General features: G+C 36.9%; 18 protein-coding genes and 2 tRNA genes. 16 read left to right on the forward strand and 4 right to left on the reverse strand.

The window, feature by feature from the left end; translation table 11 throughout:
* Positions 1 to 13 precede the first annotated feature (13 nt).
* The gene (locus WC623_RS05380) at positions 14 to 1,717 is read left to right on the forward strand and encodes a S41 family peptidase (RefSeq protein ID WP_372848708.1); all 1,704 of its coding nucleotides are present in this window, start codon (positions 14 to 16) and stop codon (positions 1,715 to 1,717) included.
* A 7-nt stretch (positions 1,718 to 1,724) separates the two neighbouring features.
* Here the strand turns inward: WC623_RS05380 and WC623_RS05385 are convergent, their stop codons facing one another.
* Together WC623_RS05385 and WC623_RS05390 are read right to left on the reverse strand one after the other, a co-directional pair.
* The gene (locus WC623_RS05385; RefSeq protein WP_084290761.1) at positions 1,725 to 2,054 is read right to left on the reverse strand and encodes a 2Fe-2S iron-sulfur cluster-binding protein; all 330 of its coding nucleotides are present in this window, start codon (positions 2,052 to 2,054) and stop codon (positions 1,725 to 1,727) included.
* Between the two features lie 2 nt (positions 2,055 to 2,056).
* The gene (locus tag WC623_RS05390) at positions 2,057 to 3,067 is read right to left on the reverse strand and encodes an NAD(P)/FAD-dependent oxidoreductase (protein ID WP_372848710.1); all 1,011 of its coding nucleotides are present in this window, start codon (positions 3,065 to 3,067) and stop codon (positions 2,057 to 2,059) included.
* A 128-nt stretch (positions 3,068 to 3,195) separates the two neighbouring features.
* On the opposite strand from WC623_RS05390, the gene WC623_RS05395 reads away from it, so the two are divergent.
* From WC623_RS05395 to WC623_RS05425, 7 genes are all read left to right on the forward strand, one after another.
* On the forward strand, positions 3,196 to 3,942 hold the full coding sequence (locus WC623_RS05395) for a UDP-2,3-diacylglucosamine diphosphatase (RefSeq protein ID WP_372848712.1): 747 nt from the start codon (positions 3,196 to 3,198) through the stop codon (positions 3,940 to 3,942).
* Between the two features lie 123 nt (positions 3,943 to 4,065).
* Positions 4,066 to 5,139, forward strand: coding sequence for a peptide chain release factor 1 (gene prfA / locus WC623_RS05400; protein ID WP_372848714.1), 1,074 nt, complete (start codon positions 4,066 to 4,068; stop codon positions 5,137 to 5,139).
* A gap of 96 nt (positions 5,140 to 5,235) precedes the next feature.
* Positions 5,236 to 5,309: transfer RNA gene (locus WC623_RS05405), tRNA-Asp, on the forward strand.
* Between the two features lie 78 nt (positions 5,310 to 5,387).
* Positions 5,388 to 5,461, forward strand: a tRNA-Asp gene (locus WC623_RS05410).
* A 144-nt stretch (positions 5,462 to 5,605) separates the two neighbouring features.
* Positions 5,606 to 6,229 (forward strand): RNA polymerase sigma-70 factor, encoded by a 624-nt coding sequence (locus tag WC623_RS05415; protein ID WP_372848716.1) that lies wholly within the window; start codon positions 5,606 to 5,608, stop codon positions 6,227 to 6,229.
* A 51-nt stretch (positions 6,230 to 6,280) separates the two neighbouring features.
* Positions 6,281 to 7,309 (forward strand): FecR family protein, encoded by a 1,029-nt coding sequence (locus WC623_RS05420; protein WP_372848718.1) that lies wholly within the window; start codon positions 6,281 to 6,283, stop codon positions 7,307 to 7,309.
* Positions 7,310 to 7,311: 2 nt separating this feature from the next.
* Positions 7,312 to 9,951: an outer membrane beta-barrel protein gene (locus WC623_RS05425; protein ID WP_372848720.1), complete on the forward strand. Its 2,640-nt coding sequence runs from the start codon at positions 7,312 to 7,314 to the stop codon at positions 9,949 to 9,951.
* Between the two features lie 21 nt (positions 9,952 to 9,972).
* On the opposite strand, the gene WC623_RS05430 is transcribed toward WC623_RS05425, so the two are convergent.
* A complete protein-coding gene (locus WC623_RS05430) occupies positions 9,973 to 10,317 on the reverse strand; it encodes a hypothetical protein (RefSeq protein ID WP_349788291.1) in 345 nt (114 codons plus the stop codon).
* A 400-nt stretch (positions 10,318 to 10,717) separates the two neighbouring features.
* Complete coding sequence (metK, locus tag WC623_RS05435; protein ID WP_372848722.1) at positions 10,718 to 11,968, reverse strand: methionine adenosyltransferase; 1,251 nt, start codon at positions 11,966 to 11,968, stop codon at positions 10,718 to 10,720.
* A 229-nt stretch (positions 11,969 to 12,197) separates the two neighbouring features.
* On the opposite strand from metK, the gene WC623_RS05440 reads away from it, so the two are divergent.
* The 8 genes from WC623_RS05440 (at position 12,198) to WC623_RS05475 (ending at position 19,545) form a co-directional block, all read left to right on the forward strand.
* Positions 12,198 to 13,088 (forward strand): diacylglycerol kinase family protein, encoded by an 891-nt coding sequence (locus WC623_RS05440; protein ID WP_372848724.1) that lies wholly within the window; start codon positions 12,198 to 12,200, stop codon positions 13,086 to 13,088.
* A complete protein-coding gene (locus WC623_RS05445; protein WP_372848726.1) occupies positions 13,078 to 13,431 on the forward strand; it encodes a translation initiation factor in 354 nt (117 codons plus the stop codon). The genes WC623_RS05440 and WC623_RS05445 overlap by 11 nt, the downstream gene beginning before the upstream one ends.
* Before the next feature lie 144 nt (positions 13,432 to 13,575).
* On the forward strand, positions 13,576 to 15,180 hold the full coding sequence (gene pckA / locus WC623_RS05450) for a phosphoenolpyruvate carboxykinase (ATP) (RefSeq protein ID WP_372848728.1): 1,605 nt from the start codon (positions 13,576 to 13,578) through the stop codon (positions 15,178 to 15,180).
* 273 nt (positions 15,181 to 15,453) lie between these two features.
* A complete protein-coding gene (locus WC623_RS05455) occupies positions 15,454 to 16,281 on the forward strand; it encodes a MotA/TolQ/ExbB proton channel family protein (protein WP_372848730.1) in 828 nt (275 codons plus the stop codon).
* 86 nt (positions 16,282 to 16,367) lie between these two features.
* Positions 16,368 to 16,982 carry a biopolymer transporter ExbD gene (locus tag WC623_RS05460; RefSeq protein WP_372848732.1) on the forward strand — a complete coding sequence of 205 codons (615 nt, stop codon included), beginning with the start codon at positions 16,368 to 16,370 and terminating at the stop codon, positions 16,980 to 16,982.
* A 12-nt stretch (positions 16,983 to 16,994) separates the two neighbouring features.
* Positions 16,995 to 17,531 (forward strand): ExbD/TolR family protein, encoded by a 537-nt coding sequence (locus WC623_RS05465; RefSeq protein ID WP_372848734.1) that lies wholly within the window; start codon positions 16,995 to 16,997, stop codon positions 17,529 to 17,531.
* Between the two features lie 34 nt (positions 17,532 to 17,565).
* Entirely contained in the window at positions 17,566 to 18,387 is an 822-nt protein-coding gene (locus WC623_RS05470) for a TonB family protein (protein WP_349788299.1), read from the forward strand.
* A gap of 249 nt (positions 18,388 to 18,636) precedes the next feature.
* Positions 18,637 to 19,545: a substrate-binding domain-containing protein gene (locus tag WC623_RS05475; RefSeq protein WP_372848735.1), complete on the forward strand. Its 909-nt coding sequence runs from the start codon at positions 18,637 to 18,639 to the stop codon at positions 19,543 to 19,545.
* Positions 19,546 to 19,567 lie beyond the last annotated feature (22 nt).

Raw genomic sequence — 19,567 nt, forward strand, 5'->3', positions numbered from 1 at the left:
TAACATCCTCTTTATGATGAAAACATATAAAATTGTAGCCGCCGCCCTCCTCATTTCTTTTGCCGGATTAACCTGGTCTTTTAAAGAAGATTTGTTCCAGGTGTCTAAAAATCTTGATATTTTTGCCTCCCTTTACAAAGAAATAAATATCAACTACGTAGAGGAAACTAATCCCTCAAATTTAATGCGTACCAGTATTGATGCAATGCTGGATAATCTTGATCCTTACACAGAATACGTTCCTGAGTCGGAAGTTGAAGACTATAAATTAAAATATGTAAGTACACAATATGGAGGTATTGGAGCTAGTACTATTTTTATTGAGGGTAAGCTATTTGTAAATGAAGTTAATGAGGGATATCCGGCAGATAAACAAGGGGTGAGGCCTGGGGATCAGTTGGTTAAAATTAATGGTAATGAAGTTAAGGGGAAGGAGAGAATTCAGGTTAGTCAACTTTTGCGTGGGCCAAAAGGAACTCCTGTTGAATTATTGATGATTAGAGATGGTGCATTACTGACTAAGACCCTAGTAAGGGATGCTATAAAACAACCTAATGTTTCTTATTCAGGCATGACCGATGATAATATCGCTTATATCCGTTTAGATAAATTTCTTGAAAGTGCAGCGCAGGAAGTTAAGGATGCTGCGGTAACACTTAACAAACTCCATCCAAAAGGAATGATTCTTGATTTAAGGTATAATGGTGGAGGAATATTACAAGAAGCTGTAAAAATTGTAAATCTATTTGTAGAAAAGGATGTGCTGATTGTTACTCAAAAGGGCAGAAATCCCCAAAAAACCATTTCTTATAGAACGCTTAATTCGCCATTATTCCAGAATATTCCGTTGGTAGTTTTGATTAGTGGTTCATCAGCTTCCGCATCTGAAATTGTTGCCGGGGCTTTACAAGATCTGGATAGAGCAGTGGTGGTGGGACAGCGGAGTTATGGAAAAGGGCTGGTACAACAAACGTTTAATCTACCTTATAATAGCTTGGTAAAGGTTACTGTAGCAAAGTACTTCACACCATCAGGAAGATGTATACAGGCCCTGGATTATGCACATAAAGATGCAAGTGGTAAAACGCCAAAGTTTGCAGATTCTTTAATGAATAAGTTCAATACCAAGATTGGTAGGAATGTATACGATGGAAATGGGATTTATCCAGACATCATAGTTAAGAGTGCTAAGCTAAGTCCAATTACAATTTCATTAGCCAATAAGTATTTGTTTTTTGATTATGCTAATAATTATAAAAAGAGTAACAAGACGATTGCACCTGCTGCAGCTTTTCAGCTTACGGATAATGAGTATGCTCAGTTTGTAAGTTCTTTGGCCGGAAAGGATTATTCTTATTTATCTCGTACCGAGCGATTGTTGTCTGACTTACGAACAGAGGCTGAAAAAGAAAATAAATTAGCCCTTGTAAAAGCTGATTTGGATGACTTGAAGAGTAAGATGATTGGCGCAAAGAAAAGTGAACTTAACGCATATAAACCTGAAATTAAGAGAATATTAGAAACGCAAATTGTTAGCCGGTACTATTATGAGAAGGGGAAAGTAACCCAGGCATTTCAGTACGATGCAGAATTAAATGCTGCAAAGTCCCTGCTTAATGATAATCATAAAATGTTGGCTATATTAAAAGGAGATGGCGAATATAAAACAATCGGCAGCCCTGTAAAAACAATGGCTGCCGCTGTTGAAAATGATTAGAAAAATATTATTCTGCGTGGTGTAATTTAACTACAAGTCCGTCCATTGCAGGATTTAATTGTAGCTGACATGCTAGTCTGGAATTTGGAAGTACGTCAGGAAGCGTATCGAGCATTGCATACTCATCATCACTCATCTCATTTAATTTATCTTCGCCTTCCAGCACATCTACACAGCAGGTGGCACATAAAGCCATACCTCCGCAAGTTGCAAGAATATCATATTCACAAGCTTTTAAATATTCCATCAGGCTTAAGCCCATATCTACAGGTGCCTCAAGAGTTGTTCTACTTCCGTCTGGATTTTCTACGTGTAGGGTAATGTTATTGTCTTCCATGTTTAAAATTCTGATACGCCGTTTACTGTGGTGTATTTCATGGTGTATTTAACACCTGGGTTCATGTACTGGTATGCGCTATGGCTCATTAAAGCCGCTTCGTGGAATCCACAAAGTATAAGTTTAAGTTTATTGGTGTAAGTGTTAATGTCACCAATTGCATATATACCTGGTATATTTGTTGAATAATCGTCTGTATTTACTTCTATTGCGCTTTTGCTGATGTTTAGGTTCCATTGTTCGATAGGGCCTAATTTAGGACTTAATCCAAACAAAGGAATCAGGTGATCCGCTGCAACTGTATTCGTTTCAAGTGTTTTGTTATGAATAAGCTCTACACTCTCCAATTTCCCATTACCATTAACAGCATTCAGGTTACTGTTAAGTACCAGGTTAATCTTACCACTTTCGGCAAGTTCCATAACCTTATTTACAGAATCTGGTGCTCCACGGAAGCTTTCGCTACGGTGAACAAGCGTTAGTTCATCAACAATATCCGCTAAAAATATGGTCCAGTCCAAGGCAGAGTCACCACCACCAGCGATTACCATTTTTTGACCACGGTATTTTTCAGGGTCCAGGATCATATAATTTACGCCTCGTCCATTCTCAAATTGCTCTAGTCCAGCTACGGCTGGTTTACGAGGCTCAAAACAGCCTAATCCACCTGCAATAACTACGACTTTAGATTCTATGATGGTTCCCATATTGGTAGTTAGTACAAAGTCACCTTCGCCTCTTTTTTCTAACCCTTCAATACGTTCACCTAGGGTAAATCCCGGATGAAAAGGTTTGGCCTGTTCCATCAGGTTGTCGATCAGCTCCTGAGCCAATACAGTAGGATAGCCAGGGATATCGTATATCGGTTTTTTAGGATATATCTCAGAAAGTTGCCCGCCAACTTGAGGAAGGTAATCTATTAAATGACAACGCATTTTTAATAAACCTGCTTCAAAAATCGCGAATAAACCTACAGGTCCGGCGCCAATGATGGCTATATCAGTAGAAATCATAGTTTAAAATTTGTGCGAATTTACGAACTTTTGTAATTAATAACGATTCTATTTACTAATATTCTACATAATCTGTAGAACTTATGAAATTAAGGTAGTCAATATTTTCTATATCTTTGTTTACATTAATGAAAAAGAACATATATTTTGCGTCTGACTTCCATCTAGGCTCTCCTAATTATGCGGAGAGCCGGGAACGTGAAGATCGCGTTGTAAGATGGCTAAGTTCCATAGAATCAGACTGTAGTGAGTTGTTTTTGATGGGTGATATTTTCGATTTCTGGTTTGAATACGACACGGTTATCCCTAAAGGATTTATTAGACTTCAAGGTAAACTAGCCGCTATGACTGACGCCGGAATAAAGATTTATTTTTTTAAGGGTAATCATGATATGTGGGTCAAAAACTATTTCAGCGATGAAATGGGAATAGAGATAGTGAGTGATGAAAAGGTAATAGAGAGATCAGGTAAACGCTTCTTTTTACATCATGGTGACGGTTTAGGTCCTGGCGATAGAAAGTATAAAATGCTGAGGAAAATATTTAGAAATCCCGTTTGTCAGTGGTTGTTCTCAATTGTTCCACCCAGAATTGGTTTGGGAATTGCTAATTGGTGGTCTGGGAGTAGTAGGGCTGCAAATCATAAAGATGAAGTTTTTGAAGGAATGGATAATGAGTGGCTGGCTGTTTATGCCAATCAAATCTTGTTAAAGGACCATTATGATTATTTTGTTTTTGGACATAGGCACCTCCCTTTAGATCTTACATTAAATGATAAGTGTAGGTATGTAAACCTTGGGGAATGGATGAATTATAATTCGTACGCTGTATTTGATGGCAATGATTTAAGCCTTAAATATTTTGAAAAAGATTAAAAGTTATATATGACAACAGACTGGCTTGTATAATTTTTCCTGCTGTTAAGAAAAAAAAGCTGTATTTTTGCTCCCCGAATAAAAAATCGGTTAGGCGATATATTATAAGTTTCGAAAAAGAATATGTTAGATAAATTAGAAGCAATTAAACTGCGTTGGGAAGATGTTGAGGAGCAGTTAAGTAATCCTGACACCGTTCAGGATATGAAGCGTTTTGCGGCTTTAAATAAAGAATATAAAGACTTAGGCAAGATTGTAGATACCTATAAAATCTACAAAAATGTGATGAGTAATATTGAAGCAAATAAAGAGATCTTAAGTACGGAGAAGGATGCTGAAATGCGCGAGATGGCTAAAGAAGAACTCGACATTTTATTGAAGGAACAAGAGGAACTTGAAGAAAAAGTTCGCTTAATGCTGATTCCTGTTGATCCTGAAGATGCTAAAAATGCTGTTTTTGAGATTAGAGGAGGTACGGGTGGTGATGAAGCAGCTTTATTTGCTGGTGATTTATATAGAATGTATAGTCGTTTCTTTGAACAGAAAGGTTGGAAAGTTGAAACCGTTGATGTTACAGAGGGTACAGCAGGTGGCTATAAAGAGGTTGTCTTAAAAGTTAGTGGCGAAGATGTCTATGGGCAGTTGAAATATGAATCAGGTGTTCATCGTGTACAAAGGGTTCCAGATACTGAAACTCAGGGGCGTGTCCATACTTCAGCAGCATCTGTAGCAGTTTTACCTGAAGCAGAAGAAATTGACCTTTATATAAATCCAGCTGATATTGACTTACAGACTTCCCGTTCAGGAGGTGCCGGAGGTCAGAATGTGAATAAGGTAGAGACTAAAGTTCAGTTGACTCACAGACCTTCAGGTCTTGTTGTGGTTTGTCAGCAGGAACGCTCGCAATTAGGAAACAGAATTATTGCTATGGAGATGTTGCGCAGTAAATTGTACGACATAGAGCTGCAAAAGAAAAATGGTGATATTGCAGCAAGACGTAAGACTATGGTGTCGACTGGAGATCGTTCTGCGAAGATTCGTACTTATAATTATCCACAAGGTAGGGTTACAGATCACCGTATTGGATTGACACTTTATAACCTAAATAATATTATGGACGGAGGTGTTCAAGAGCTAATCGATGCACTACAGTTTGCTGAGAATGCAGAAAAGCTAAAAGAAGGCTCTGGGATATAAGGAGTTAAATACATTTTAAAAAATAGTTTGTAAATATAAATAAAGACTCTATATTTGCAATCCCGAAACGGACGTAACTGAATGTTAAAGGAAAACGGACCGGTAGTTCAGCTGGTTAGAATGCCGCCCTGTCACGGCGGAGGTCGCGGGTTCGAGTCCCGTCCGGTCCGCAAAAAGCCACTCACACAAGTGGCTTTTTAATTTAAAAAGTAGAGGCCCTACTATAAAAGGCTATCCGAAAGGAAAACGGACCGGTAGTTCAGCTGGTTAGAATGCCGCCCTGTCACGGCGGAGGTCGCGGGTTCGAGTCCCGTCCGGTCCGCAAAAAAGCCACTTCATCAAGTGGCTTTTTTATTTCATAGAATTTAATAGTCCACATAAATTTTATCCAAGAATAAGTATATCTTCAAGCTTTGGTGTCATTATCAATAACACCACAATACTTGGTTCATAAAAGCTAAAGTTAATGCCGGAAGAGAAAAGTAAGATTGTGCTATTGTTTAAGGAAATCCAATACGGTAATAAGGCCGCATTTGATGAGCTTTTTGCCTTGTATTACAATAAGGTCCTGGCTTTCGCGAGACAATATATCAAACAGCTTGAAAGCGCGGAGGAGGTGACCTCTGAACTTTTTGTAAGAATATGGCTTAAGCGAGAAGGCTTATCAAAAGTGCTCAATCCAGAGGTTTATCTATATATATCAATTAAGAATGCTTGTCTTAACCTGATAAGATCTGATAGAAAACGACACCTATTATTTGCAGAACAGACCGCTGAACAATCATTTGAGCATATATCAGATAAGTACAATTTTGTAGCAGAGGATAAGGAACTTATGAAGTTACTTGATTTAGCTGTTGCTGCCCTTCCAAGACAGCGGAAGTTAATATTCACCCTCATTAAAGAGCATGGGTTAAAGAGCAGCGATGTTGCTAAGATTTTAGGGATTTCAATAAGAACAGTTGAAAATCAACTTTATAAGGCAGTAAAAACATTAGCGGATTCTATTAGTGGTTATTTAGGGTACCATCCACAGGTGAAAATATCCAGAAAGCAGCCACTTTCAGATCTTTCATTATTTTTTTTGTAAAGAAGTAAGTAATCTGCTGCTTATAGGTGTCTTTAATTTATAAGCTTCTAAATGATGAAAAGAGAAAAGTTTTTAGAAATGTTATCCAGAAAACTATCTGGAGAAATCTCTGCTGAAGACAGAAGGGTGTTTGATTGGGTAATGGAGAATAATGAAGAATATAGATCTCTATCCATAAAATTTGAGAAATACTTCAATCACAAAGAAAACCCCCAGATAAATACAGATCAACTTGGTCATATATGGGAAATGATTAAAGCTGTCGATAATGAAAGTATCGGAGAGAGGTTTGATTATTCGACACCAAAAAACAATCCGTTTTTTAATGCTTTCTTGATGAAAATTGCAGCGATGCTGATTCTTTTTATTAGTGTTGGTCTGTTGGTGAATCATCTGATCAATAAAGATAATGATCTAATTCTCAATAAGGTAGTAGCAAATGATGAGAAAATTTTCAAAATGCTTGATGATGGAACTGGGATATGGCTAAACAAAAAATCTACTATAAGCTATAACAAAGCCTTTGGGAAGTACAAACGTGAAATAACTTTAGATGGGGAAGCATATTTTGATGTAGCTAAAAATAGCCAAGTCCCATTATTTATACATGTTGGGAATATTGAAATAGAAGTTAAAGGGACAGCTTTTAATGTGAATGCATACAAAAGTATCCCTGAGGTACAGATTGCATTGATCAGAGGTTCAATTCAGGTAACAGATAGGTTAAACAATTATAACAAGGTGCAACTTAGACCTAATGAAAAACTTATCTATTCTAAGACGCAAAGCCGTATTCGAAATAACTTCCGGGTATTTTCAATGAACTCAAACTTATTGTCAATGGATACGAAGTGGGTCGCTGATACATTAGTCTTCCATAAAGAAAAGCTTAAGGATCTCGTGATAAAAATGGAGAGGAAGTATGATCTTAAGATAGAAATACAAAGTAAACAATTAAAGGAAAAGCGATTTAGTGGAACATTTACCAATGAAACCATACAACAGGCGCTAGAAGCACTCAAACTTTCCTATCCATTAACTTATACGATCAATAATAGATTGGTAGTAATAAATGACTAGAGATGAGTAGATACATCATACTTCTGTTAGTGATATTTGCCCATGCTAAACTTTATGGACAAGATCGAAAATTGACATTAAACCTAAAGGATCAACCTATTTCTTCTTTATTTAAACAAATTGAAGATCAATGTAGGTACAACTTCGTTTATAGTGATGAAGTGGTTTCAGATACAATGAAGATATCCATAAATGTCGTAAATGAGACTGTTAAACAGGTATTGGGAAAAGTTCTGTTAGAAAATGGGTTTACCTATCAAATGGTATCAGATAAACTGATTGCAATTGGACGAAAGAAACAAATATCAATAGAGGATGATCAGACTTTAAAAGTGACTCTTAAAGGAACGATAGTTGATCAAAAGGGAAAGGGAATCCCATTCGCATCCATCGGCTTTTTTGAATCCGATGTACTGTTGGGAGGTATTGTAAGTGGAGAAACTGGCAAGTATCAGTTCTCCCATAAATTTGTTCCGAAGAATCGTTACGTCTTAAAAATTTCGTCAATTGGCTATCAGCCATTGAAACTAGAATTTGTATATCCTGACACCGTAATGGTTCGACGTATTGTAATTAATGAAGATCAGCAGACCCTAAAAACTGTAAATATTAACAGTGCAAGACCATTGATAGAAAGAAAGACTGATCGCTATATTGTCAATGTAGATGGAAGTGCTTTAGGGACTGGTAATAATGGGCTCGAAGTGCTCCAGAAATCTCCAGGAATCTGGGTTGGAAGTGATGGTTCAATCAAGATCAGAGGAAATCAGTCAGTAATGGTAATGATAAATGATGTCGTTCAAAGGATGTCGGAGAATGATCTTGCTGAATATTTGCGCACATTGAGATCGGAAGATATCAGTAAAATTGAAATTATCTCTAGTCCCCCATCAGAATTTGAAGCTGCAGGTTCTGGCGGTATTATTCATATCGTACTAAAAAAAACTCGTAAAGATGGGTTGATCGGATCATTATATAGTCAGTATCGGCAACAGGAAAAAAGACCTGCCTATGGAGCAGGAGTTTCATTAAATTATAAACTTAAAAGCTTTTATCTTTCAGGAAGTGTATCTGCTGGAAAAGATGAAAGCGACTATGTTGCTAGTACTAAAATCAATTATCCAAACCAGGATTTTTATTCCAGTAGTACAAATAGGTACAACAACAATGGGAGATTAATGTACAGGATTGGAGCAGCTTATGATATTAATAAGAACCAATCTATTGGTATTCAATCAGTACGAACTGAAAACAAAATGAATCAGTATTTTGATACTGATATTTCTTTTATTGGTGTCCAATCCTTAACAGGATTTGCAAAATCTGAATGGTTCAGAAGGCCCTCATTTAATGGGACAACATTTAATTACTCATTAAAAACGGATAGTCTAGGCTCGGGTTTAAAGGTTATTGCCGATTATCTTAATAGCACAAGAACTGAGTTGAATAATTTTATCTCTGTATATACTTTAACCCAGAAAAATTCACATTATCGTAATAATACACCGAATAAGACTAATCTTTATAGTTTGCAGACAGATTATACCAAGGTTTTTAAGAATGCGGTTTCTTTTAAAGCAGGACTTAAGTTTGCTAGTACTAAAAGGGATAACGAGGTCTTGAATGAGAATTTTATCAACGGGAACTGGGAATTGAATTCTAACTTGAGTAATCGTTTTATTTATAAGGAAAATCTTTCAATGGCTTATGCATCTTTAGAAAAAGCCTGGGGTAAATTAAGTGCCAAGCTTGGGTTAAGAGCTGAACATACAGGTATGGACGGAAATTCAATAACTGGAAATGAAAAATTTAAAAGGGATTATTTAGGTTTTTTTCCTTCAGTTTTTATTTCCCAAAAATTGAATGAGCAAAAGGGGAGTGCGGTTTACCTAAATTATTCCAGAAGGCTACAGCGACCATCTTTTTCGGATCTTAATCCATATAGGCTACAGTTTGATGATTACCTTACGCAACTTGGAAATCCAAATCTTACACCTGAATATACTCACAAGCTTGAAATTGGAACGGTTTTTTGGAAAGGCTTCTCAGCTGACATCTATTTTGCGTTAACAAATGATAAAATTGGCCAATTGGCTAATCCGGTTGAAGGGAATGTTATCGAATATCAGAGAAGAAACTTTGATAGTAGTAATGAATATGGCTTTTCTTTTAATGCCCCAATTAAAATCATGAAGGGCTGGACGACAAACAATTCAGTAGCAGGTTATAACCTTAGCTACAATCTTGATGGTTACCGGATTAGGCAGTCGACATTCTATGCCAGATCCCAACATCAGGTTGAGTTGAAAGGATTGTTCGATTTGGAGGCAGCGGTTGATTACCGTTCTCCATATGTTAGTGCAAATTCAAAAATAGCCTATCAACTCTATACTGACCTGGGTATGTCCAAAAGGTTCCTTGACAAAAGTTTAATGTTGCGTTTTTCTATATCAGATCCATTTAACACTTCAAGAGAAATGGATTTAACAGAGTTTTCCGGAACTAGAATAGATTTCTACCAGAAAAGACCTACACGCACTTTTAGCATATCGGTAAATTATAATTTTAGTTCAGGTAAAAAATTCAGTAATAAAAAGATTGAGCAAAGTAATGACGAAGAAAAACGCAGAATTGGCAATTGATCTTCGTCCCATATGCTGTGTTTAACTTAATAGCTCTTGCATGTCTCTGTCTGCTGTAGGGATTTTTTTTAAGAAATCATCAAATCCTGTGTTTTCTTGAGAACTGTACATACCATACGCATCAAGGATGTAGCCAATTTGTTTATCCTTATCCTCTAATATATAAAGTACAGCATTGTCTCCAGGGTCAGAATCCCCCTCAAAACGATATGTTTTTATGATGGATAAATCTTCAGGGCTATATATTTTTTGACCGACACCTTGCATCTTACCGTGGTCAGTCATTTTTATCTCATTGTCTATTCCTTTAAGTCTCAATTTTTCTAAAATCTGACTTAATGTGTTCATTTCTGCTGGATGTTCCATAATAGTAGGTTATGCTTATAAAACATCTGGATTATAAAATAGTTTGATTTGATTGAAAACTAGCTGTTTCATCTCTTATAGCTATATGAAAATAAAACAATGATTATAGGATAATTACAGGATGATCACTATCTGACGACTAGGTTGCGCTACCCTTGAGCTACCCTTGCGATAGGGTTGAGATACCTTAGGGGTAGCTCAACGGTAGCGTAACGGTAATTCAAGGGTAGCTCAAGGGTAGCGCAACCCTGTAATCATCCTGTAATTATCTGGTAGTTATATTGTAATTATCTCAAAGCTTTCAGGCTGTACAAAGGCTGCGCCCGATAGGTGTAAAACAAGAAAAGGGTCACATCAAACTGATATAACCCTTTTCCGTATAATAATATTCAAGTGTTTTTTACAAGGCAAAAGCTACTTTTACTTTATCTACAAAATCAAGTTTTTCCCAGGTAAACAAATCAACCGTAACCACTTTCTCTTCACCATTTGGGGTTCTGAAAGTTTTGGTAACTGTTTCTGGTATACGTCCCATGTGTCCATAAGCAGCAGTTTCACTATAAATAGGATTTCTTAGCTTTAAACGTTGCTCAATAAAGTAAGGACGCATGTCAAAAATTTCTTCTACAATTTTGGCAATCTCGCCATCTGTTTTGCTCACTTTACTTGTTCCGTAAGTATTGATGTAAATACCCATTGGTTTAGCCACCCCAATTGCATAACTCACCTGTACCAGGATTTCGTCAGCAATACCAGCAGCAACCAGATTTTTAGCAATATGACGTGTTGCATAAGCAGCACTTCTATCTACTTTACTTGGATCTTTTCCAGAGAAAGCACCACCACCATGTGCACCTTTGCCGCCATAAGTATCAACAATGATCTTACGACCAGTTAAACCAGTATCACCATGTGGACCGCCGATCACAAACTTACCGGTTGGGTTAATGTGATACTCTATTTTATCGTTAAATAAATGTGCGTATTGTGGGTATTTGGTTATGATACGAGGAATTAGGATATCAACAAGATCTTTTTTGATCTTAGCTAGCATTGCTGTTTCTTCATCAAAATCATCATGCTGAGTAGAAATAACAATCGCATCAATACGAACAGGCTTATTGTCGTCAGAATATTCTAAAGTCACCTGAGCTTTAGCATCTGGGCGTAAATAAGTGATTTCCTGATTTTCACGTCTGATTATAGCCAGTTCCTGCAATAAATTATGTGAAAGGTCTAAAGCCAATGGCATATAGTTTTCAGTTTCATTGGTGGCATAGCCAAACATCATTCCCTGATCACCTGCGCCTTGTTCTTCTTTACTCGAACGGTCAACACCTTGATTAATGTCTTGAGACTGCTCGTGGATAGCCGAAAGGATACCGCAAGAATTCGCCTCAAACATATATTCACTTTTTGTATAGCCAATTTTCCTGATTACATCACGTGTAATTTGCTGTACATCAAGGTAAGTTTTAGATTTTACCTCTCCTGCAAGAATTACTTGGCCAGTTGTAACCAGTGTCTCGCAAGCTACTTTTGAATCCGCATCAAAAGCCAGGAAATTATCAATAAGGGCATCTGAAATTTGATCTGCAATTTTATCCGGATGGCCTTCAGAAACAGACTCTGATGTAAATAAATACGACATTGTAAATAATTAATTTAATGAGTAAACAATTATATAAAATGGAAATGATCCTCTGAAACAGGTAGTAAATCGAAGTGTGTAATAGGTTAGCACTTTTTTTTACGTGGTTGCAATCCCGCTATTTTACATAACATCGCAAATCAGTCCACTTTAATAGTGCAAAATTACACTATATATTTAAATAGTCAAAAAATATCGATTATTTTGTATCCTATTAATTTGGAAGATCTTGTCGAAACAAAATATACTATTCATAATAAATCCGATATCTGGGGGGAAAGATAAATTAAAGATACCTTCTTTGATTGATGCAAATCTGGATCGTTCAAAGTTTAATGCAAATTTTGCTTTCACGGAGTATGTTGGTCATGCTTCAGAAATTGCAGAAGAGGCTGCTGGTAAAAACTTTGATATTATTGTTGCTGTTGGTGGAGATGGGACAATCAACGAGGTGGCTGGAAAAGTAATGGAGCAGAACAAGATTCTAGGTGTCCTGCCTTTTGGATCTGGAAATGGTTTAGCAAGATTCCTTAAAATACCAATGAATACCGTAAAGGCAATAAAGGTGATTAACAATTGCAACGTAACTGTGATTGATACGGCAACTTTTAATGACAGGTATTTTTTTAATATGGCGGGTATGGGCTTTGATGCACATATCAGTTCTGTATTTGCAGGAAATAAGGGGCGCGGATTAAGCGGCTATGTAAAACTGGGACTTAAAGAAGTGTTAAGTTATAAGCCTCAAACCTATCACATTGCTATTGACGGAATGGAATACATAAGGACTGCATTTGTAATCAGCGTAGCAAATTCATCACAGTACGGGAACAATGCACACATTGCGCCTGCAGCATCCGTTACGGATGGATGGCTTGATGTATGCATCGTAAAGGAATTTCCTATGTATAAGTTACCTGTACTAGCATATGAAATGTTAAGTGCTAAGACTGATAATTCTAAATTGGTAGAAATTATCAAAGGAAAAAATATACATATAACTAGAATACAGGAAGATGCAATACATATCGATGGAGAGCCTTTTTTTATGGGAAAAGAAATCGCTGTATCTGTAAAGCCATTGTCTTTAAATATTATTATACCTGATTATGAAGCCTAAAAAGAAATCATTGAGTGACCTTGGTGGAATTATGTTTTCAACAGACCCTGATTTTGTATTTGAAGACGAAAATATTCAACCGGCAGAAGCCTTGCCAAATAATCAGCAAGATTTGAGGGTAACACTTGATAAAAAGAATAGAGGAGGGAAGGCCGTTACACTTGTAACAGGCTTTATTGGTACGGAAGAAGAACTTCAAAAATTGGGTAAGATGCTGAAAACCAAGTGTGGAGTAGGTGGGTCTGCTAAAGAAGGGGAGATGATTGTCCAAGGGGACTTTAGAGATAAAGTGATACAATTATTGCAAAAAGAAGGTTACAAAGTAAAAAAATCAGGCGGATAAAATCGCTATATGAAATCGTTTTAAGTGTTTGTTAGTCAGTTGATTATCTGTTAGTGTATCGGCGACAATAAGTAAATTTTTTCAGGAAAAATCATGCGTTTTCCCTTTTAATCTGTATAACTTTGTCGGACTAACTTATTATTTATGAGCAAAGCGTTTATGCTTAAGCCTAATTTGAGCTATCTGAATCTGGATTCGGATAAAGCTCTATTTCAGCTTAATGTAGCACAATTGGTTGAAGAGGCCTTGAAGAATGAAGAGGGTACGCTTGCCGATAGCGGGGCATTGGCAATTGACACTGGGAAATTTACCGGGCGTTCTCCGAAAGACAGATTTATTGTTTGTGATGACATTACCAAGGACACCGTTTGGTGGGGTGATATTAACTTTAAATTTGATCCAGAAAATTTTGATTCAATTTTTAAGAAAATCACAACACATCTGAATCAGAGTGATTTTTATGTTAGGGATGCGTATGCTTGTGCAGATCCGAAATATAAAACTACCATCAGAGTTGTTACTGAAACAGCATATCAGAATCTTTTTGCCAATAACTTGTTTTTAAGACTGGAAGATGAGGAAATCATTTCTGTGCCTGAATGGACTATTATTGCAGCACCAACTTTTCTTGCTGATCCGACAGTTGATGGTACCAGGCAACCCAATTTCTCCATTCTGAACTTTACTAAAAAGATGATATTGATTGGAGGCTCTGGATATACTGGTGAAATTAAGAAGGGGATATTTTCGGTGCTGAATTTTATTTTGCCTGAGCAAAGACAAACATTATCAATGCATTGCTCTGCAAATATCGGTAAGGATGGTGACACAGCGATCTTTTTTGGACTTTCTGGTACTGGGAAAACAACATTATCTGCAGATCCTGAAAGATGTCTGATTGGTGATGATGAGCATGGCTGGAGTGAAGATAGTGTGTTTAATTTTGAAGGAGGATGTTATGCAAAGTGCGTAGACCTGACCGTCGAAAAGGAACCGCAAATCTTTAATGCCATAAAATTTGGGTCATTGCTCGAGAATACGAATTACTTTCCGCAAACACGTACAGTAGATTTTTCTAACATAGATAAGACTGAGAATACTAGGGTCGCTTATCCAATTGAATATATTGATAATGCAGTTATACCATCTATTGGCGGAATGCCTAAAAATATTTTCTTTTTAACAGCAGATGCATTTGGAGTATTGCCTCCAATATCTAAATTAACACCCGGCCAGGCTATGTTTCACTTTATTTCAGGTTATACAGCTAAAGTAGCAGGAACAGAAGCAGGGGTTACAGAGCCTCAACTTACTTTCTCTGCTTGTTTTGGGAAAGCTTTTTTACCATTGCATCCAACGCGTTACGCAAGTCTGCTCGGTGAGAAGATGCACGAACATAAAGTGAATGTATGGTTAATTAACACAGGATGGAGTGGAGGTGCTTATGGTGTAGGGAAACGGATGAAACTGGCTTATACCAGGGCCATGATTTCGGCAGCACTGAGAGGTGATTTTGATAACATCGATTTTGAAGCGGATCCGGTATTTGGATTATGCATTCCGGTTGGTTGTCCCAATGTCCCTGCGGAAATTCTGAATCCTAGAAATACATGGTCTGATGTGAAAGAATATGATCAAAAAGCAAATGAACTGGCATTGGCCTTTGTGAACAATTTTAAGCAGTTTGAAGCAAGTGCAACACAGGAAATGCTTGCATCGGCTCCTAAAGTTGTTGAAAACGCACATTAAACGCATTTTTTTTCCGAAAAATTTGCATATCAATTTTTTTTTAGTTTTAATTGCGAAAGATTGTCTCTCCACCGGGACAATCTTTTTTAATTATACTAACTACGTGAAGGGAAATACTCGGGGTAATAGACTAACAATAATTTAATTTGGTATTAAAATCAAAGTTATAAATTTGTTGTAACAACAATTGTTTATAATGGTCGTTGTGTGTATTACAGATTATTTATCTAATTTTAAAAAACAAAGTACTAAAAACTAAAAAACTAAAAAAAAATGGCAAACGCACCAAAACCGACAACAGTAAAAAAGGAAAGCTCTACAGCTTCGAATTTATTCGCTACATTAACTATTCCAATTTGTATCATCATTGGGATATGTATTTTTAAGTTTATCCTTGGAGATCCAAAAAACTTTATTGATGATAACATTGAAAATTTACCAAAAGTTGGAAACTATGCAGGTATGGCATACAAAGGTGGTCCGATTGTAGCAATTTTGATCGGATTGTTGCTGATGGTTATTGTGTTTTCAGTGGAGAGAATGATTGTTATTGGTAAAGCTACTGGTAAAGGAAGCTTAGATGCATTCATCAAAAAAATTCAAGCTTTGTTAAACTCAAACAACATTGAGTCTGCAATGGCTGAGTGTGATAAACAACAAGGTTCTGTTGCTAACGTTATTAAATCGGGTTTGAAAAAATACCGTGAAATGGAAGTTGAGCCAAACATGGATACAGATCAGAAATGTTTAGGTATCCAAAAAGATATTGAAGAAGCTACAACTTTAGAAATGCCAATGTTGGAGCAAAACTTAACTGTAATTGCTACTTTGGTATCAATCGGTACGTTAACGGGTCTATTAGGTACAGTAACAGGTATGATCAAGGCCTTCGCTGGTTTGGCTAACTCTGGTGCACCGGATCAAGCTGCACTTGCGGTAGGTATCTCGGAAGCCCTAATGTGTACAGCTACAGGTATCGGTACTTCAACTCTTGCAATTATCATGTATAACATCCTTACTTCTAAAATTGATAAGTTGACTTATGCAATTGATGAAGCAGGTTTCAGCATCATCCAGACTTACGCTAGTACGCATAAATAAAAAATAATGAATTTTTTTTACCGGCTTTATGGAAAACCGGGGGAATAAACATCATTAGTTTAAAACATTAGTAATTTTAAAAAATTATGCCAAGAGCAAAGGTCCAAAGAAAGAGTACTGCGATAGATATGACCGCGATGTGCGACGTATCTTTCTTATTGCTGACTTTCTTTATATTAACAGCAACTGCACGTCAGCCTGACCCTTTGGAAGTATCTATTCCTTCATCAACCTATAAATTAAAGGTTCCTGATTTGGATATGGGAATATTGTCAATAGGTAAAGGACAAGTGTACTATGAAATCATAGGAGCCGACATAAAGATGGCTACGCTGGACAAGATGGGCGAGAAATACAACATCAAGTTCAGTCCTGAAGAGAGAAAACGTTTTAGTGTAATAGGGGCTTTCGGTGTTCCAATCCAGAATTTACAACAATACATTCAACTGGATGGAGATAAAAGAGCAGCTTTCCAAAAGTCATTACAAGGTATTCCCACAGATTCAACTAACAATCAGTTGGCTGAATGGATTATGCAATCGCGCCACTCTGTTGCAGAACTTCATTCTACACAAATGCGTGTAAGTATCAAAGGAGATGGAGCTGAAGAATATCCAGCAATTAAAAAGGTTGTCGATATCCTTCAGAAACAGAAAATTAACAAATTCAGTTTAATCACATCTGCCGAAGGCGGGGAATAATAATTATATATTATGGCAGAATTAGATACCTCCGGTGGGGGAAAACAAGGTAAAAAAGTAAGAACCAAGAAACAAAGTACCAAAGTAGATTTAACTGCGATGGTGGATTTGGCTTTCTTGTTGATCACTTTCTTTATGCTTACTACTTCCCTATCGAAACCAATTGCAATGGACATTGCAAAGCCTGATAAAGAAGACAATTCAGTAGAAAGAAATGAATTGCGTGCTTCAGAAACCATGACCATCTTGTTGGGTAAAAACAATAAAGTAGCCTGGTATATGGGAGAAGCAAAAAATGCTCAACCTACTATTGAAAGCTTTTCTGATATCAGAAAATCAATATTAGATAATAAAAAGAAAGTAGCAGATGCTACTGGCGGAAGGCAGATCATTATGGTGATTAAACCAACTTCAGGAGCTACTTATAAGAATTTTGTGGATATTATGGATGAGCTGGCGATTACTAAAATCAAAACAGCACCAGCAATTGATGATGAAAACATCACTGATGGTGAAAAGGATTTCATGAAACAAGGCGGAATTTTATAATAAAAACAAATTAACGATATTAAAAATTTAAGCTATGTTTGGTTCTAAAATAGACTTACTAAAGACAGAGTGGCTTGATGTTGTATTTGCAAATAAGAATAAGAAATACGGAGCTTACGAGCTACGTAGAGAAAATGGCGCAAATACCACCAAGGCTCTAGTCCTCGCATCATCAGTATTTATACTGTTGTTTGTGGCGCCTAAGCTCGTAGGCTTGATCAAAGGCAAGTTGCCCGAAGACGAGATAGTAAAACAGGTAGAGGTTACGGTTGCGCCACCTCCACCGGTAAACCCGGAGACACCTCCGCCACCACCGGTTGAGCCACCGCCACCGAAACAAGATCAGGTGAAATTCCCTCCTCCGATTGTAAAACCGGATAATGAGGTAGTAGATAAAGAACCTGTTCAAATTGAAGATTTGAAAAAGGCTGACCCTGGTCAGAAAACAATTGAAGGTGACCCAACAGCTGATATCGTTATCGCTGGTCCGGTTGGAGATGGTCCAAAACAGGCAGCAGTAGTGGAAGATACTAAAGTTTATGACTTCGTAAGTATCGAAACTCAGCCAGGCTTCCCAGGTGGTATGGAGAAATTCTATGCTTATTTGAAAAAAGCGGTGAGATATCCTGCAATGGCACAAGAAAATAATATTCAAGGTAAAGTGTTCTTATCTTTCGTAGTAGAGAAAAACGGATCTTTGACAGATATTAAAGTGGAAAGAAAACTTGGTGGTGGTACCGATGAGGAAGCCATCAGAGTACTTAAAGCTAGTCCACGTTGGACTCCGGGTATCCAAAATGGTAAACCGGTACGTGTAAAATACAATATTCCAATTAGCTTTACTTTATCAAATTAGAATGTTTAATTTTAAAACATTTATGCAGAAATCGCCTCAACAGCGATTTCTGTTCATTTTAGGCCTGGTCATGTTTTTCTTCTACATCGTGCTAGGGGGTATGTTGATCTTCGGAAATCAAGTCCTCAACCAGATAGAAACGAAATACAGGATCATGTTGGGTTGCTTGCTTATCGTTTACGCATTGATCCGGTTCGTACGCTTAATAAATCAGAAACCTGAAGAAGAGTAACAATTAATGCTTGATAAATGAAAAATCTTAGTTTTATACTTTTACTAACTGTTTTTGTTGCCTGTAAACAGAAGCCAAAACCTGCAAATGAAGTGCAAGAAACGCGTACTTCTGGTACGATTAGTGTATTAGTCGATGAATCTTTTTCGGAAGTATTGGCCGACCAGATTGAAGTATTTAAAACGGATTATCCGGATACAAAATTTACGCTTGTTGAAGGTAATGAACAAAGAATAATACCTACTTTTTTAAATGATAGTATTCGCGTGATCGTCATGTCAAGGATGCTTACTGAAGCTGAAGATAAGGTATACAGGAATAGAAGTATTGTGCCGAAAACATCCAGATTTGCAATAGATGGAATTGCATTAATTACTAATAAAGTTAATTTGGATAGCAATATTACTGTAAATGAAGTCGTTAATATATTAAAGGGGACTTCTACTAGTGGTAAGCAGTTGGTGTTTGACAATGCCTATTCCAGCACATTACGTTATTTTAAAGATCTGGCAGGGATTAAAGTTTTGCCGGCAAAAGGTATTTATACTTTAAACACCAATAATGATGTGATTAAGTATATTGCAGAAAATAAAGGATTTATAGGTGTTGTTGGGGTTAACTGGCTTATCGATAATAAGAAAGAGATGGCTGGTGACCTGGATAAGGTGAAAATGATGGGAGTGAAAAACCTTAAAGGTAAAAAAGGGGATGATCAGTTCTATAAGCCTGTTCAGGCGAATTTAATTAGTGGAATTTATCCTTTTTTAAGGAATATATATATTATAAATGCTGAAGGTAGAGATGGGTTGGGAGCAGGGTTCGCAACCTGGTTGGTAAGTCCGAGGGGGCAACTGATTGTACTCAAATCCGGATTAGGGCCACATAAAATGGCTTCTCGTGATTTTAATTTTAAGAATACAAACTAAATTTTATATTTGAACTTTGAAG

The sequence above is a fragment of the Pedobacter sp. genome (assembly GCF_041645105.1).
In the GTDB taxonomy this organism is placed as follows: Bacteria; Bacteroidota; Bacteroidia; order Sphingobacteriales; family Sphingobacteriaceae; genus Pedobacter.